General features: G+C 59.5%; 13 protein-coding genes. 11 read left to right on the top strand and 2 right to left on the bottom strand.

The genetic code is table 11. The annotated features are described in order from the left end of the window. Window positions 1-356: 356 nt before the first annotated feature. From ACESLM_RS24020 to ACESLM_RS24000, 5 genes are all read left to right on the top strand, one after another. Entirely contained in the window at window positions 357-1,733 is a 1,377-nt protein-coding gene (locus tag ACESLM_RS24020) for an ABC transporter substrate-binding protein (protein ID WP_372635313.1), read from the top strand. Between the two features lie 145 nt (window positions 1,734-1,878). Next, a complete protein-coding gene (locus tag ACESLM_RS24015; protein ID WP_372635310.1) occupies window positions 1,879-2,748 on the top strand; it encodes a carbohydrate ABC transporter permease in 870 nt (289 codons plus the stop codon). 13 nt (window positions 2,749-2,761) lie between these two features. Next, entirely contained in the window at window positions 2,762-3,634 is an 873-nt protein-coding gene (locus ACESLM_RS24010; protein WP_372635307.1) for a carbohydrate ABC transporter permease, read from the top strand. A gap of 18 nt (window positions 3,635-3,652) precedes the next feature. Beyond that, window positions 3,653-4,612 (top strand): glycoside hydrolase family 43 protein, encoded by a 960-nt coding sequence (locus ACESLM_RS24005; protein ID WP_372635304.1) that lies wholly within the window; start codon window positions 3,653-3,655, stop codon window positions 4,610-4,612. A 63-nt stretch (window positions 4,613-4,675) separates the two neighbouring features. After that, entirely contained in the window at window positions 4,676-6,673 is a 1,998-nt protein-coding gene (locus tag ACESLM_RS24000) for an AbfB domain-containing protein (RefSeq protein ID WP_372635301.1), read from the top strand. A gap of 98 nt (window positions 6,674-6,771) precedes the next feature. Here the strand turns inward: ACESLM_RS24000 and ACESLM_RS23995 are convergent, their stop codons facing one another. Further along, window positions 6,772-7,839: a response regulator transcription factor gene (locus ACESLM_RS23995; protein WP_372635298.1), complete on the bottom strand. Its 1,068-nt coding sequence runs from the start codon at window positions 7,837-7,839 to the stop codon at window positions 6,772-6,774. Next, window positions 7,817-9,661, bottom strand: a complete 1,845-nt coding sequence (locus tag ACESLM_RS23990; protein ID WP_372635295.1) for a sensor histidine kinase — start codon at window positions 9,659-9,661, stop codon at window positions 7,817-7,819. The genes ACESLM_RS23995 and ACESLM_RS23990 overlap by 23 nt, the downstream gene beginning before the upstream one ends. A gap of 246 nt (window positions 9,662-9,907) precedes the next feature. Between ACESLM_RS23990 and ACESLM_RS23985 the strand changes: the two genes are divergently transcribed. The 6 genes from ACESLM_RS23985 (at window position 9,908) to ACESLM_RS23960 (ending at window position 16,146) form a co-directional block, all read left to right on the top strand. Then, the gene (locus ACESLM_RS23985) at window positions 9,908-11,302 is read left to right on the top strand and encodes an ABC transporter substrate-binding protein (protein ID WP_372635292.1); all 1,395 of its coding nucleotides are present in this window, start codon (window positions 9,908-9,910) and stop codon (window positions 11,300-11,302) included. A gap of 78 nt (window positions 11,303-11,380) precedes the next feature. After that, window positions 11,381-12,283 carry a carbohydrate ABC transporter permease gene (locus ACESLM_RS23980; RefSeq protein WP_372635317.1) on the top strand — a complete coding sequence of 301 codons (903 nt, stop codon included), beginning with the start codon at window positions 11,381-11,383 and terminating at the stop codon, window positions 12,281-12,283. Then, complete coding sequence (locus ACESLM_RS23975; protein WP_372635289.1) at window positions 12,280-13,104, top strand: carbohydrate ABC transporter permease; 825 nt, start codon at window positions 12,280-12,282, stop codon at window positions 13,102-13,104. The genes ACESLM_RS23980 and ACESLM_RS23975 overlap by 4 nt, the downstream gene beginning before the upstream one ends. Before the next feature lie 14 nt (window positions 13,105-13,118). Next, entirely contained in the window at window positions 13,119-13,973 is an 855-nt protein-coding gene (locus ACESLM_RS23970) for a sugar phosphate isomerase/epimerase family protein (protein ID WP_372635286.1), read from the top strand. Between the two features lie 44 nt (window positions 13,974-14,017). Next, the gene (locus ACESLM_RS23965; protein WP_372635283.1) at window positions 14,018-15,028 is read left to right on the top strand and encodes a Gfo/Idh/MocA family protein; all 1,011 of its coding nucleotides are present in this window, start codon (window positions 14,018-14,020) and stop codon (window positions 15,026-15,028) included. Further along, window positions 15,025-16,146, top strand: coding sequence for a mandelate racemase/muconate lactonizing enzyme family protein (locus ACESLM_RS23960; RefSeq protein ID WP_372635280.1), 1,122 nt, complete (start codon window positions 15,025-15,027; stop codon window positions 16,144-16,146). Before ACESLM_RS23965 ends, ACESLM_RS23960 begins: the two co-directional genes overlap by 4 nt. Window positions 16,147-16,158 lie beyond the last annotated feature (12 nt).

Genomic DNA, 16,158 nt, shown 5'->3' with positions numbered 1-16,158 from the left:
AGGCCGTAAGCCTGCGCCAATCCGCCAAACCTCGCCCCGTTAACGGTCTGCGGGACCGTTAACCTGCGCCACCCCGCCGACCTCGCCCCGTTAACGGTCCGCGAGGCCGTAAGCCTGCGCAAATCCGCCAACCTCGCCCCGTTAACGGCCCGCGAGGCCGTTAGCCTGCGCCAAGCCATCCATCCATCCGCCAATCGCCCGAACTCACCGAAAGCGAAGGTTTTCGACCGACGAAATCGCTTCGGTTACGCTCCTTTTTGCGAATTAGATAAAGCGTTTTCACAATTGTTCGTCCCCGGCGCGCTCCTATAATTAAAGGTGAAGGCAGATCCAACACAAAAGGGAGTGTCTATAAGATGAGACTCGGAAAGGGTAAAAGTTTGCTTGCCGTTACGGCGTCGTTGACGCTGCTCGCGGGGCTGGCCGCCTGCGGCGGAAACAGTGGAAAGGAGTCCTCCGCCAGCCCGGACGGCACGGGGAAAAACGCGGCGGAAAGCAGCGCTTCAGGAAGCCAGGCCCCCGCTGGAGAGATGGTCAAGATCAAGTTCGCGGGCTGGGGCGATCCGTCGGAGAAGGAAGTGTTCACGAAGCTGATTAAGGACTTCGAGCAGAAAAACCCGACGATCAAGGTGGAGTACCTGCACATTCCGGCAGACTACGTCGGCAAGATGAACACGATTTTGGCGGGAGGAGATGCGCCCGACGTGTTCTACGTCCCGGACGGCGATTTCGGCCGTTGGGTGAGCCAGGGCTTGCTTCATCCGATCCAGGAGTTCGTCGATGCCAGCTCGCTCGATACGGGGGACATGTGGGAGTCCGGCCTCTTGAGGTACCGTTACGACGGGGCGGTTAACGGGCAAGGTCCGCTCTACGCGCTGCCCAAGGATATCGGTCCGACCGTCCTGTACTACAACAAAGATCTTTTCACCAAGATGAACGTGACGTTCCCGAGCGCCGATACGCCGATGACCTTTGAACAACTGCTGGATACGGCGAAGAAGCTGACCGTCGAAGAGAACGGCAAAGTCAAGCAGTACGGCATGGGACCGATCTGGTGGGAAGGCTTCGTATTCGGCAACGGCGGCGCGTTCCTCACCGACGACCGGCGGGAATTCGTCGGCAACGGCGAGGCGGCGGTCTCGGCATTGCAGTTCGCGGCGGATCTGGCGAACGTGCATAAAGTCGTGCCGAACGCGGCGGCTCTGAAGGATATGAACGACAGCCAGATGTTCCAGACGGGCAGGCTGGCGATGATGATTACCGGCCGCTGGATGGTGCCCGAGTTCCGCAAGCTCGGCTTCGATTGGGACGTTGCGCCGCTGCCGGTCAACAAGTGGGCGGGCTGGAGCGGCTCGGTCGGGATCGGCATCTACAGCAAAACGAAGCACCTGGAGGCCGCTTACAAGCTGGTGGAATATTTGGGCGGGCCGGAAGGGCAGAAGGAACAGTCCTTGATGGGCTTCGCGATTCCGAGCTTCAAATCGATGGCCGCCACGGACGTCTTCCTGCAGCCGGGTCAGAAGCCCGAGCATGCGGAGGTGTTCATCAAAGCGGCGGAAAATCAAGTGCCGGGCCCGTGGACAAATCTGCCGAACGCCAAATGGTTCGACCTGCTGTCCCAAGGGCTGGCTCCGATGTGGGACGGCAAAAAATCAGCCGCGGACGTCCTGAACGAGCTGAAGCCGAAGATCGACGCGGCGATCAAGGAAGGCAATCCGGCGGTATTCAAGTAAAAGGGAAGTCGGGCGGAGGGGACCCGTCGCGAGACTTTCAAGTAAACGGTGAAGTCGGGCAGAGGAACCCATCGCGAGACTCGCCTGCACCCGCGGGAATTGCTCGCGGGTTCCACCGCCCGATCCCGAACGACGGAGGAGAATTATGAAGCGCAAGGAATACGCATGGGCCTACTTGTTCATCTCCGCTCCGATTCTGGGTTTTCTGTTGTTCGCGTTCATCCCGCTGAGCTATTCCGTCTACGTCAGCTTCACGGAGTACAGCGGGTATCAGGCGCCCGTCTTTACGGGAACGGAGAACTACGTCAAGCTCGCCATGGACGACGAGCTGTTCTGGAAAACCCTGTTCAATACGTTCTATTCGGCGCTGAGCATTCCGATCGGCATGGCCGTGGCGCTCGGAATCGCGATGGCGCTTAATCAGAAGGTGCGCGGCATCCGCTTCTTCCGCACGATGTTCTTCCTGCCGACGATCAGCTCGGTCATCGCGCTGACGCTGCTGTGGAAATGGATTTTCAACGACAGCTATGGCTTGCTGAACTATCTGCTCGAGCTGGTCGGCATTCGGGGGCCCGCATGGCTGAGCAGCGAGACGTGGGCGATGCCGGCGATGATCATCCAGGGCGTATGGGCGGGACTCGGCATCAACATGGTGCTCTACCTGGCCGCGCTGCAGGGCGTTCCGAAAAGTTTTCACGAAGCGGCGGAGATCGACGGGGCCAGCCGTTGGCAGAGGTTCGTCCGGATTACGATTCCGTGCATTTCGCCGACGACGCTCTACATTTTGATTACCTCGACGATTACGGCTCTGCAAGACTTCCCGCGTTTTCAGATCATGACGGAGGGCGGACCGAATTACTCGACGACGACGATCGTCTACTATTTGTTCCAGAACGCGTTCCGCTATATGAGCATGGGTTACGCGTCGGCTATGGCTTGGGCGCTCGGTCTGTTGATTCTGGCGATTACGCTGCTGAATTTCTGGTTGTCCAGACGCTGGGTGCACTACGATTAAGGAGGGAACGCGCATGTCGAATGCCGCAATCGCAAGGAGCGCCAGGCAGAGGAGAAAGAGAGCGGGCGAGCAGGCCCGCCAAGCCTTCGCTTACTTGTTCCTGACGGCGGGATCGCTCGTGATGGCTATTCCCTTCCTATGGATGCTGTCGACGTCGCTGAAGGAGCAAGGCCGCGAGTTCGAAATGCCTCCCAAGTGGATACCCGAGGTGTTCGAATGGCAGAACTATGTTTTCGTATTGACGGAAGCCGATATTTTGAAAGGATTTCTGAACACGCTGCTCGTCATCTCGTTGCCTTGCCTGGTCGGTTTGTTTACGAGCGCGCTGGCGGCCAACGCATTCGCGAGGATGGATTTTCCGGCGAAAAACGTTCTGTTCACGCTGCTGCTGGCCACGATGATGATTCCGGGCGTCGTCACGATGATTCCGACGTTTATTTTGTTCAAGCACATCGGCTGGATCGACAGCTGGCTGCCGCTGATGGTGCCGGGAATGTTCGGCGCGGCTGCGGCGGTGTTTCTGCTGAGGCAGTTTTTTATGACCATTCCGAAGGAGCTGGAGGAAGCGGCCAAGGTGGACGGGATGAATCCGCTCCATATTTTCCTCCGCATCATGCTGCCATTGTCCAAACCCGCCGTCATCACGCAAGGGCTGCTCGGCTTCTTGGCCGGCTACAACGATTTTCTCGGGCCGCTTATCTACATCAACACTCCCGAGAAGTTCACGCTGCAGCTCGTGCTGGCATCGTTCCAGGGCTTCTACACTTCGCAATGGACGTACATTATGGCCGGCTCCGTGCTGGCGCTGATTCCGTCGCTGCTGCTGTTCTTTTTCGCGCAAAGATACTTCGTCGAGGGCATCACCTTGACCGGAATGAAGGGGTAAAAAGGAGAGAACGAACCGATGAACGCAACCTTCCGCAATCCGATCGTCGAGAAGGCGGCCGATCCTTGGCTGCTCAAGCATAGCGACGGCTATTACTACTTCATGTCCACGCAGTTCGGCTGCCTGGAAATTACGAAATCCCCCTCGATGACGGGGATCGCCGTCGGCCTTAAGAAGAAGGTGTGGATTCCCGAGGAGAACGGTCCTTACAGCCACAACCTGTGGGCTCCGGAGCTGCACCGGCTGGAAGACAGGTGGTATATCTACTACACGGCCAACGACGGAGGCGGGGACGAGTCCAGGAGAATCTGCGTGTTGGAAAATGGGGCCGCCGACCCGACAGAAGGGGAATGGAGCTGGAAAGGAACGCTCGAGACGCCTCTGGCCGGGTTGGACGGGACGGTCATGGAACTGGGGGGACGCTTGTACTTCCTGTATGCCGGATACGGACATTACCCCGATTACGGTTCGGCCATCTTCATCGTCCCAATGGCGAATCCGTGGACGCTGGAGCTTGACGGGGGGCATGCGCTGCTCTCGGCTCCGACGCTGGAATGGGAGAAGCAGGGCGGGATGGCGATCAACGAGGGGCCTGTTATTTTACGCAGGAACGGCTTTATATTTCTCGTCTATTCGGCCAGCACGACCTGGTCCGAGGATTACTCTCTGGGCATGCTGACGATGAAGGAAGGCTCCGATCCGATGGAAGCCGCTTCGTGGGTCAAGTCTCCCGTGCCGGTGTTTCGCAAGAGTGCGGAAAACGGCGTTTACGCCACCGGACATAACAGCTTCACGTCATCGCCGGACGGAACCGAGGATTGGATCGTGTATCACGCGCTGCCCGCTCCGGGAGCCGATACGGGGCTTCGCAGCACCCGGGTGCAGAAGTTCGGATGGAGACCGGACGGTACGCCGGACTTCGGGGTACCGCTGGGAGATTCCCACGACATCGCGCTTCCCGCGGGCGAGAGGATATGAATTCGCGTTAAAAAGGAAGGAACTTCGCAATCCCGCATTCATCCTGCCGAGGAGGAAGAGAAAATGAGAAGTTTCCGAAGAGTACTGCTTGTTGTTTTAACATTGGTGCTGTCGTCGTCGCTGTTTGCGGGCATGTCCGTGCAGGCGGCCTCGACCGGCTGGGTCGTCTACAGCAGCGCGACCGAAACCGAACCGTATTACGCGAGGGCGGTCAAGCTGGGCAACGGCGATATTCTGTCCACGTTCACCAGAAGATTTCCCGGCAATACGGGCTGGGTCGGCATGCAGCCGTTCCCGTTTTATCGCAGCACCGACAACGGCCGAACGTGGTCGCTCCTCAGCCAGATCGATCCGAACGCTTACGGGCTGAACCGGGACCAGCAAGGGATGACGACGCTATACGCGCTGCCGCAGCAGGTCGGGGCTTTCCCCGCGGGCACTCTGCTGTTCGCTTCGACGGATTGGGACAACACCTCGGCTTATACGATCCATATTTGGCGAAGCACGGACAACGGGGCGACGTGGCAGCTTCACGGACATCTGGCGCCGAGAGGAACGGCGGGCACGAAGCGCACCTGGGAGCCGGAGTTCGCGATCACCTCCGACGGCCGGCTGATCTGCTACTATTCGGACGAGAGGCAGCCGGGCTACAACCAGGCGCTTGCGCAGGAGATTTCCAGCGACGGCGGGCTGACCTGGGGGAACTATAGCCTGACTGTCGGAAGCGCCACGAACTGGGATTGGCGTCCGGGCATGCCCAGGGTGGTTAAGGCCAAGAACGGAACGTACTTTATGTTTTTCGAGATGCTGGGGGCGGCGCCCAACTTCGCCGTCCGGTTCAAGACTTCGGCCGACGGGATCAACTGGGGAAGTCCGACCGATCTCGGCACCGTCGTCGGCACGGGCATCTACCGCGCTTCGCAGACGCCGGAGGTCGCGTACGTGGACGACGGCAGTCCAAGCGGCAGGTTCTACGTGCGCGGCATGACCGACGTCGTGCCGACCGCCAACAAAATGTTCACCAGCGCCGATTACGGCGCGACCTGGTCGCTGGTCGACGCGCCGCTGACCGTCAAGGGCAGCAACCAGAATACGCCCGCCGCCTGGAGCGGGACGCTGCTGCCGCTCGACCATTCGCTGATGCTGGAGGTCAACACGGTGAAGGTTGGCAGCCGTAACGAGATACGGGCCAACGTCGCGCAAATGAACGGCAACTCCTCCATCGTCTCGGGCGGCACGTACAAGCTGATTAACCAGAACAACGGTCTGCTGCTGGACAATGCGGGAGGCGGATCGCCGGCCGGTACGGAGGTGATCCAGTGGAACGATCTGGGGCTCAACACCCAATGGTGGGTGACGGATTACAGGAGCAACGGCTTTTTCCGGGTCGTGAACGTGAATACCGGCCTGGTGCTCGACGATCCGAACGGGGCGACGGCTCCGGGGACGAAGGTCATTTTGTGGACGGACAATTATCTGGATACGCAGCGCTGGAAGTTCGCTTATCAAGGCAACGGCTATTATACGAGCATGAACGAGCACAGCGGGCTGATGCTGGACAATGCGGGCGGAGGCGCACCGGCCGGAACGAAGGTCATCCAATGGACGGCCAACGGGCTGGATACGCAGAATTGGAAGCTGCAGCGGGTCGACGTCGAAACGCCGGTCAATCAGCTTCAGAGCTACAATATCGGCAATTTCGTCCGCGTCGACGCGGGGCGCGGCAAGATCGACGGGGGCCAGTACGCGCCGGAGTCGCAGTGGCGGCTCGTGCCGGGGCTGGCCGATCCGTCGGCGGTGTCGATCGAGTCGGTGACGTATCCGGGCAACTATTTGCGCCATCGCGACGGGCAAGTATGGCTCGATCCGTACGCCAACACGGCGCTGTACAAGAACGACGCCACCTGGCGCTTGCGCACGGGATTCAGCAGCGGATGGGCAGCCTCGTTCGAATCGTACAACATTTCGGGCGCCTACTTGAGACATCGGAGCGGAGCGCTGGAAATCTCATCGATTACGACCGCGCTCGACCAGGCGGACGCCACTTTCTATGTGAAGTAATCAAGACAGGTTGACCTAATCATACGAAGGGGATGTCCCACAAGTCGCGAAAGACGACCAGGGACATCCCTTCTTCGTGCTCCGGCCTGATCGCCGCGCTAGCCGCCCCGCAAGCTTCTGCGTTGTTTCCTGTCCTCCGTCGGCGTCAATCCGAAAACCTTTTTGAACGTTTTGCTGAAGTGCGGATAATCGGAGAACCCGACCCGCTCGGCGATTTCCGTCGTCGAAAGATCGGTCGCTTCCAGCAGCTCCCTGGCTTTGTTCATGCGGACCCGAATCAGGTATTTGACGAAATTGACGTTCATTTCTTCCTTAAGCGTGCGGCTTAAATAGGTGTCGGACATTCTGAATGCGGCGGCTACGCCCTTCAGCGACAGCATCGGATCGGCATAATGCGACTCCAAATACTTCAGCACCTTCTCCATGTTGTTCCTGGCGCCGAGATTGCGGGCTCCCCTCAATTGGCGCATCAGGTCCGCCGCGATGGCCCGCAGCTCCTTCAGGGAGTCCTCCGCAGACCCCGGCCAATCCCGGAGAAGGGTCCGCTCCGCCGGCAGTTCGACGCCTTTCTCCCTCATTTCCTGCTCCAGCTGCTTGACGACGCTTGGCGCGCAGGAAGCCAGCTTGCGCTCTCCTGCGTCCGCATCCGCCGTTCGGCAATGGTCGGCGATACGCTGCAGCGTCTTCCAGGCCGCTTGTTCGTCGGTCTCCCAAATCCGCGTAGCCAGCTCCTTGACCGTCGCCTGCAGCGCGGCCAGCCACTCGCTCTGCCGGGAGAAGCGCGCCTCGTTCTTTCTCAAGTTCGCAACCATTTCCTGCAGGGCAGCCAGAAATTGATCGGGATCGATCGGCTTCAGCAGGAAGTCCGATACGCCGTACTTCATCGCCTGCCGCGCATATTCGAAAGAATTATAGCCCGACAAGATCATGAAGCCGATGCCCGGGTGCAGCCGCTGCGCCCTCTCGATAAAAGCGAGACCGTCCATCTCCGGCATGCGGATGTCGGTCACGACGAGGTCCGCTTCCTGCCGTTCCAGCAGGCGAAGGGCTTCCGCGCCGTCCTCGGCGTCTCCGATCACCTCGATATCGAGCCCGGAAGACTCGACGAGCTTGCGCAGGCTGAGATGGATCATGTGCTCGTCGTCAACGATCAACAGGCGGTACATAGGCGATGCCTCCTTCTTCGTCTTGGGGAGGGTGGGGCAGCCGCACCTCGAATTGCGTTCCGGCGTCCGCGGAGGATGCGAGAATGCGAAGGCCGTAACCCGGTCCGAAGCTGAGCCTCAGCCTGTCGTGCACGTTCAACAGGCCGATGCCGGCAGTGGCCGTATCCGCGGCGGTCCGCTCGCTCTCCTCCTGGGAGAAGAGTCGGTCGTATTTCTCGCGAACGTCCTGCGGCATGCCGGCGCCGCGGTCGGCGATGACGACGGCGTAGCCATCGTCGCGCGGTTCGCCGGCGATTCCGATGTAGGTAGGCTTCTTGTCGCGGTAACCGTGCAGAAAAGCGTTCTCGACGATCGGCTGCAGGGTCAGGCGGACGGCGGTGACGCGGCTGTGCCAAGCCTCGTCGATCCGGATGTCCACCTCCAGGTGGCGGAACCGGGCTCGCTGGATGTCCAGATACGAGCGGATGTGAGCGATTTCATCCGCAAGCGTCACGATCTGCGTGGCGTTGCCGATGTTGTAACGGAACATGTGCGACAAAGCGGTCGTCATGCGGCTGATTTCGCGCTGATCGCTGACGATCGCATGAGAGTTGATGATTTCCAGCGAGTTGTACAGAAAGTGTGGATTAATATGGGCTTGCATCGACCGGAGCTCGGAGTCCTTATGCTTGAGAGCCAGCTCTTGTTCGGCCAGCTTCGAGGAACGGATCTCGTGCACGAGCCGGTTCAATTCCCCGAGCATTCGGTAGAAGCTACGGAACAGAGATCCGATTTCGTCATTTCTCCGCATCGCTCTATGGGGATTGCTCCTGAAATCCCCCGTCTCGACCCTTGCCATCATTTTCTTGAGGAAGGTGAGGGAACGGGTGATATGAAACGAGAAGCCGCCGACAATCGCAAGCGTAGCAATGAAGAGCGCGACAGCGATCGCAAGGGTGATATTGCGAAGATGAATCAATCGGCCGATGATGGCGTCCAACGGAATGTCGGCGGCCACGATCCAACGGGTCGCGAGCGAAAGCGCGTAAATGACGATCTTGTCGTCATTCGCCCGGTAATAGGAGGGCGATTGCTGGTCAATGTCCAAGAACGGATAAGAGACCTGCGTGCCCATCTTGTCGGACTCCGGGTGATAGATGATGGTGCTGTCCGGGGTGGAGATCCACACGTTGATTCCCCCCAGCGACACGTTTTGGCATATTTTCTCGATCTGCTGCAGGTCGAGATCGACGATCAGCAAGCCTTCATACAGGTAAGTCTCGCTGCTGTGAAGCTTTCGCACCACCGTGATGACCGGCGTCGAGCCTACCTGTCCGGCGCCGAGGATTTGATAGTTGTCCAGCGGCTCCATCCGCTCGATCAATTCCGCGTTGCGAAGCCGAAGAGGCCTCATGTCCAACAGGTCGTCGGCCCTGCTGAAATCGTTGATCTGGCGCTGGTTTTTGGCCACCAGGGACATGCCGACAATATCGGACCGGCCGTAGATCACAGGCGTGAACAGATCGGCCTGAACCTTGTCGGATAGCTGTAAAAATTGAAAGGGCGTCAAGGTCGGGCTGTCCAGAAAACGCGTGATTTGCGGATGGTTCAGAAAAGGATAGATGGAGTTCTCGAGATTCGAAAAATACAGATCGAGATATTCGTTCGTCTGCTCCAGGATGCGCATGTTCGATTCGATCGCCGACTGCTCGATGACGGCCGTAGAGGAGCGATACCAGGACCAGCCCGTCAGGAAGAGAGGCAGACAGATGCAGAAGATGATCAGCAGGGAAAGCTTCTGATTGATGGTCGGATGGATGTTCGGCAAGCCGGGCGCCTTCACCTCTCTCAGCCTCCTCCAATGCTCGGAATAGGGGGACGTCAACGATATTGTAGCAAAAAAACACAAGTTGTAAATGAAAATCCATGTAAGGTTGGAAAATGATCGTCTATACTACGATCAGAAAGCGCTTCACTCTGACATTAAAAAAGAGGGGGACCGCCGCACTGGTTATAACCTATCACAAATTGTTAAATAAGTGAACTCAAATGTAACATTAATTCCGTCATTAAAGGGGAGCTGAACGTTTTGAAAAGAAACGCTGGTCCGAAAACGGGGCTTTTATTGTGGATGAGCTTGATGCTCGCAGCGGCGGGATGCTCGAATGGGAATAACGACGCCACACCGGATTCGCAGCCCAGCCAGAGCGCCGGCGCAGCTTCCGCGACGTCGGCCCCGCCTTCTCCTTCCGCGGAGCCGGCTGAAATTCTGCTGGGCTTTTATTCCGGCGGAGCTTCCGACGACAAGATGAAGGAGCTGATCGACCGCTTCACCGAGCAGCATCCGCATATTACGGTGAAGACGCAGAGCGCGCCGTACGGGCAGTTCTTCCAGAAGCTGGACACGCAAATCGCGGCGGGCGAAGCGCCCGACGTATGGCTCTCCGACGGCGTATATGTCATGAAATACGCGGAACGCGGCGCGATCAAGGATCTGACCGCCTGGATCGACAGAGATCTGAACAAGGATGATTATTACGGCCTGGATTTCAACAAAGATTCGCAAGGCAAGTACTGGGGCGTTCCGCAAGGGATTCAGGTAGGCGTTCTATTCTACAACAAGGATCTCTTCGACAAGGCCGAAGTCGCTTATCCGACGGACGATTGGACATGGGAGGATCTGAAGGCGACGGCGGCCAAGCTTACGGTAGACGCGGGCGGCAAGACGGCGGTCGAAGCCGGATTCGATGCCGGCAAGGTCAACCAATTCGGCCTGACGTTCTTCAGCATCACGGAGGGCTGGTTCTCGGTCATGAAATCCTACGGCGGCGGCGTGCTGGATTCGAGCGGCCAGAAGTCGGTCATCTCCTCCCCCGAAAACAAGCAAGCCTTCGAATGGATGGTGGACGGGATGAAGCGCGGCATTCTGACCGACCCGGTCGACCTGAAGAGCTTCCAGAGCGCGATGTCCGTCTTCCCCAGCGGCTCCGCCGCCATGCGCATCGGGATTTACGCGCGCGTGCTCGCGGCCAATGAGGCCGGGATGAATTACGACGTGGCGCTGCTGCCGAAAGGCCCGAGCGGCCAACGCGCAGCTCCGGTGATCGCCAATTCGTGGGTGATCAATCAGAAGTCAAGCGACGCGAAGGCGCAAGCGGCCTGGGAATGGATCAAATATTGGGCGACGCAGGACGAGGTGCAGAAGGAATGGACGGCGCTGGGCGAAGCGGTTCCGGTCAAAAAATCGGTTGCCAATTCGGAAGTATTCCTCAAAGCCAACGATAAGCCCGCCAACCGCCAAGCTTTCCTGGACAGCCTGGAATTCGCCCAGACGCTGGACGTGAACGCGGTGTGGGAGGAATGGGTCGGCAAGTTCAACGAAAGCGCCCAGAGGGCGTTCCTGGAGGATGCCTCGATCGACGACGCGCTGAGCGAGGCGGACAAGAACGTTCAACAGGTGCTGGACGGCTTCTACAAAAAATAACAGGAAGAAAGGGCGGGATGGAGCGTGGTCCAACCAGCAGCCGGCAGCTCCCGGCGGCGCGGCGATCCAGTCCCGGCCCTGCAACGCGTGAAGCCGAATCGCGAGGGGGGATGGGGACTGCTGATGGTCTCCCCCTACCTGCTTCACTTTATCGTGTTCGTTGCGGGTCCGCTTGTCGCGTCGCTCTATTTCAGCTTGTCCGACTACGATATGCTGAACCCGCCCCGGTGGCAGGGGTTCGGCAATTACGAGCGATTGGTCGGGGATCCGCTTTTCTGGAAGTCGCTCGGCAATACGCTGTATTTCGCGGTGCTGTTCGTCCCGCTGCAGACGTTCCTCGCCTTGCTGCTCGCGCTTGCGCTCAACCAGCGGTTGAAGGGACTCAAGCTGTTTCGAATGGCGCACTTTATTCCGGTCATCTCCTCCTGGACCGTCATCTTGTACGTGGCGGACGCGATTTTTAACCCCCGCTTCGGCATGGCCAACGAATGGCTGACCCGAGTGGGCTTGCAGCCGCAAAACTGGCTGCAGGACGAGAGGCTGGCGATTCCGCTGCTCGTCTTCATTGCGGTATGGAAGGGGATCGGCTACATTATGGTCATTTACCTGGCGGGCTTGCAGAACGTGCCGAACGATCTGTACGAAGCGGCGGAGATCGACGGCGCCGGCGCATTCCGCAAGTTCCGGTTCGTCACCGTGCCGATGATCTCGCCGACCACGTTTCTGGTCGTCGTCATGAGCACCATCACGACTTTCCAGGCGTTCGAGCAAATCTTCGTCATGACCGGCCGCGGCGATTTCGCGTCCGCGGGCTCTCCGAACAATTCGACGCTCGTACTGATGCTGCACCTGTATCGGGAAGGGTTCACCTTTATGCGCATGGGTTATGCGTCGGCGCTTGCGTGGGTCTTGTTCATAGTGCTGTTCCTGCTCACGATGGCGCAGATGAAAGTGCAGAAGAAGTGGGTGCATTACGAATGAAGCATCGCAGATTTGCCAGATTCGTCGGCTACCTCCTGATCACGATCAGCGCGTTGGCGATGGTCGTGCCCTTCGTCTCGGCGCTGATGAATTCGTTGAAAACGTACAAGGAATTTACCGCCGTGCCTCCGAAATGGGTGCCGGACGTGTTCCGATGGGCCAATTATTCCGAGGTGCTGCAGCAGGGCAATTTCGGCCAGTTTACCTGGAACAGCCTGATCGTCTCCCTGCTGTCCGTTGTGGGAGCCCTCGTCTCGTGTTCCATGGTCGGCTACGCGTTCGCGCGGTTGAATTTTCCGATGAAAAAGCCGCTGTTCGTCATGGTGCTCGGGACGATGATGATTCCGCCCATGGTCATCCTGATTCCGCATTTTATCATTTTCCAGAAGCTGCACATGCTCGACACGCTGACGCCGTTGTGGATCATCGAATGGCTGGCCCAGCCTTTCGGCATCTTTCTGATGCGCCAAGCTTATCTGACGATTCCGAAGGAATACGAGGAGTCGGCTAAGCTGGAAGGCTGCAATCCGTTCCAGACCTACAGGCGGATCTTCATCCCGATGTCTCTGCCGACGCTCGCGACGCTGGCTATCTTCACCTTCATGGCCAAGTGGAACGAGATCCTGCTGCCGGTCATCTATTTGACCAGCAACGAGAAATATACGCTGCCGGTCGGCATACTCTCGCTGGCGGGGCAGTGGTTCGGCAACGAGCAGCAGATGGTGGCGGCCGCGCTGCTCAGCTTGATTCCGATTCTGATCGTGTTCTTGTTCGCGGAGAAATATTTCGTGCAAAATCATACTGCTTCCGGCATTAAGTAAGGAGTCGTTCGGACATGAAAATAGCAGCCTTTAGCGGCGCTCTGCTGGAGTACAGCGTGCGGGAAGCGATGGAGATCGCGGCCGGAAGCGGCTTTGCCGGCATCGAGATCGCCTGCCGGGAGCCGCATCTGTCGGCGTCCTCCGCGCTGCCGCGCGTGAAGGAGATGAAGCGGATCGCCGATCATAGCGGATTGGCGATTCCGGCGCTCGGCGGTTATGCGGGCCGGTTTTCCGAGAGCGGGGACGACGATTGCCGGCGGGAATACGAGGATTTCTGCCGGCTGCTGGAGCATGCGGATCGTCTGGAGGCGGGCATGGTCCGGATTTTCCAAGGCGGACCCAACGCGTTCCTCGCCGCCGACTATCATTACGAGAAAGCGGCCTTCTGGCTGCGCAAATGCGCGGCGGAAGCCCGCAAGCACGGCAAGCGCATCCTGCTTGAAATTCATAACGTCAGCTTGATCGAAACCGTGGAAAGCTCGCTTCGGCTCCTCTCGATGGTAGGCGAGGACAACGTCGGGCTGATCCACGACGCCGGCAACATGTACATTTCGGATACGGATTTCGGACGCGAATCGGTGAAGCGTCTGGGCCGTCATTTGTTCCATGTGCACGTGAAGGATATTCGGCGAATCGAACGGGCCGAAGGGCCGGGCTCCTTCCGTAATGTGACCCGCCGCGGCGAAGAAGCGTTCCGGCAATGCCTTCTGGGAGAGGGAGAAGTGGATCATTCGGGGCTGATCGCAGGACTGCGGGAAACCGGGTATGCCGGCTGGATGACGCTGGAATGCTTCGCGCCGGTTCCGCCGGAGGAGCAGCTGCCCCATGATTTGGCCGTATTGCGGCGCTGGCTGGAACTTCATTCCTGAGAATTCCGGCATTCAGGCTTGACGAAAGAGGGGGACGAAATCTTATGACCTTACATCCATCGCCGGTGCGATTCGGCATGATCGGCTGCGGCATGATCGCCGAAACGCATGCCCGCTCGATCGGGCAGCTTGCGGAAGCCGAACTGGTCGCGGTTTACGATTATGCGAAAGAGAAGGCCGTCCGGTTCGCGGAAGCTTATCCGGCGGACGTCTGCGACAGTATGGAGGAACTGCTGGTCCGCGGCGATATCGACGCCGTCTGCATCTGCACGCCAAGCGGGCTGCATGCGGAGCAGACGGTCATGGCCGCAAACAAGGGCAAGCATGTGCTGGTGGAGAAGCCGGCGGCGATCCGGCTGGCGGATCTTGACCGGATGATCCGGGCGTGCGAGGAGAACGGCGTATGGTTGGCGACCGTATTCCCGAGACGGATGGGGCCGCAGGCCCGGTATGCTCGGCAGCTGATCCAGGAAGGCAAGCTGGGCCGGCTGAGCCTATGCTCCGCCTACGTCAAAATCTATCGGGACGCTCAGTACTATCAAAGCGCAGGCTGGCGGGCCACCTGGGATCTGGACGGGGGCGGGGCGATGATGAACCAGGGGATCCATTCGGTCGATATGCTGCAATGGCTCGCCGGTCCGGTCCGGTCGCTGTACGGAAGCGCCAGGGCCGTCCTGCGGGACATCGCGGTGGAGGACACGGCCGTTGCGCTGCTGCAATTCCAGAGCGGCGCGATGGGGACGTTCGAAATTACGGCAACGGCGTACAAGGGCAAGGGCGTCCGGATCGAAATTCACGGCGAGCTCGGGACGCTGGTCATGGAGGAAGACCGCATCGTGTCCCTGGACATTCTGGGGGAGGAGGTCCGGCTTCCGGCATTCGAGCCGTTCGAAGTGATCCCGGACGGCCATCGGCTGCAAATCCGCGATCTGGCGGAGGCCATTCGCGAAGGACGTCCGCCAATCGTTACAGGCGAAGACGGGCGGCACTCGCTGGATATCATTTTGGGCACGTATGAGTCGTCCGCATCCGGCAAGGAGGTGGCGCTGTCGTGATCATCTCCGAGATCAAGGCGTATCCGCTGCTGCTGCCGATGAAAACGAGCTTCGCCATTTCTGGCGGCACCGTCGGCGATCCGCAGGCGGGAGCGCCGCATGTCTACGTCAAGATCACGGGCGACAACGGCGTCGAGGGCTGGGGAGAGTGCAGGCCGAGCCACCGCTGGAGCTATGAAACGCAGGAATCGGCAGTTAGCGCGATCCGGCAATACCTCGCGCCGGTTCTGATCGGCCGGCCGGTCGGGGATTTGCAGACGATCCGCCGGCTGATGGATCGGGAAATCGCCGGCAGCCTCCATCCGGGACAGCCGATCGCGAAAGCGGCTGTCGATATGGCGCTGCACGACTTGGCGGCGAAGTCGCTGCGGACGAGTCTGCCGCAGCTGTGGATGGCCCCCGCCCGGCCGACGACCAGGCTGTCGTATCTGATCAGCACGAGGGATCCGGAGGTCGCCGCGGAGAAAGCCCGAACGGCGGTCGAGGAAGGCTACACGGGCGTCGACGTGAAAATCGGCTTCGATCCGAGGCGGGATATCGAAATTGTCGAAGCCGTGAAAGCGACGGCTCCGCAGCTCTTCTTCCGGGTGGACGCGAACCAGGGATACGACGCGATTCAGGCGCTGCGAATGTGTCGGGAATTGAGCCGCCTCGGAGCGGATCTGTTCGAGCAGCCGCTGCCGGCGGGCGATTGGGAAGGACATGCCGCGCTTCGGCGCAGAAGCGACGTCCCGATCGCGCTCGACGAAAGCGTATGGACGCCGCGCGACGTCATCCGGGCCATTCGGCTGGAGGCTTGCGACGCCATCGTGATCAAGCTGACGAAGATGGGGGGGCTGACCGGCGCCAGGCTGTGCGGAGAAATCGCAAGCGCAGCGGGGCTGGCTCTCGTCGGCGGAGGCTTGACGGAATCCCGGCTGGGCCTCGCCGCCAGCTGCCACCTGTTTAACGGCTTGGGGATCGAGACGCCGGTCGATTTGAACGGACCGCTGTTTCTGGCCGACGATCCCGTCGAGACCGGGCCGACGATTCGGCGGGGATCGGCTGAGCTGCCGGGCGGACTCGGAATCGGATGCATGATCTCGCAAGACAAGCTGGAGTGGTTCTTATCGGAATGAAGTCCTAAATTA

It is taken from the genome of Cohnella sp., from assembly GCF_041641335.1.
Taxonomy (GTDB): domain Bacteria; phylum Bacillota; class Bacilli; order Paenibacillales; family Paenibacillaceae; genus Cohnella.
Note: the sequence above shows the minus strand (reverse complement) of the source record. Positions and strands in the feature narration are given on the sequence as shown.

Excerpts from the sequence above, each read along its gene's own strand:
- ACESLM_RS24020 (WP_372635313.1), top strand. The coding sequence starts at position 357 with ATGAGACTCGGAAAGGGTAAAAGTTTGCTTGCCGTTACGGCGTCGTTG.
- ACESLM_RS24015 (WP_372635310.1), top strand. The coding sequence starts at position 1,879 with ATGAAGCGCAAGGAATACGCATGGGCCTACTTGTTCATCTCCGCTCCG.
- ACESLM_RS24010 (WP_372635307.1), top strand. The coding sequence starts at position 2,762 with ATGTCGAATGCCGCAATCGCAAGGAGCGCCAGGCAGAGGAGAAAGAGA.
- ACESLM_RS24005 (WP_372635304.1), top strand. The coding sequence starts at position 3,653 with ATGAACGCAACCTTCCGCAATCCGATCGTCGAGAAGGCGGCCGATCCT.
- ACESLM_RS24000 (WP_372635301.1), top strand. The coding sequence starts at position 4,676 with ATGAGAAGTTTCCGAAGAGTACTGCTTGTTGTTTTAACATTGGTGCTG.
- ACESLM_RS23995 (WP_372635298.1), bottom strand. The coding sequence starts at position 7,839 with ATGTACCGCCTGTTGATCGTTGACGACGAGCACATGATCCATCTCAGC.
- ACESLM_RS23975 (WP_372635289.1), top strand. The coding sequence starts at position 12,280 with ATGAAGCATCGCAGATTTGCCAGATTCGTCGGCTACCTCCTGATCACG.
- ACESLM_RS23970 (WP_372635286.1), top strand. The coding sequence starts at position 13,119 with ATGAAAATAGCAGCCTTTAGCGGCGCTCTGCTGGAGTACAGCGTGCGG.
- ACESLM_RS23965 (WP_372635283.1), top strand. The coding sequence starts at position 14,018 with ATGACCTTACATCCATCGCCGGTGCGATTCGGCATGATCGGCTGCGGC.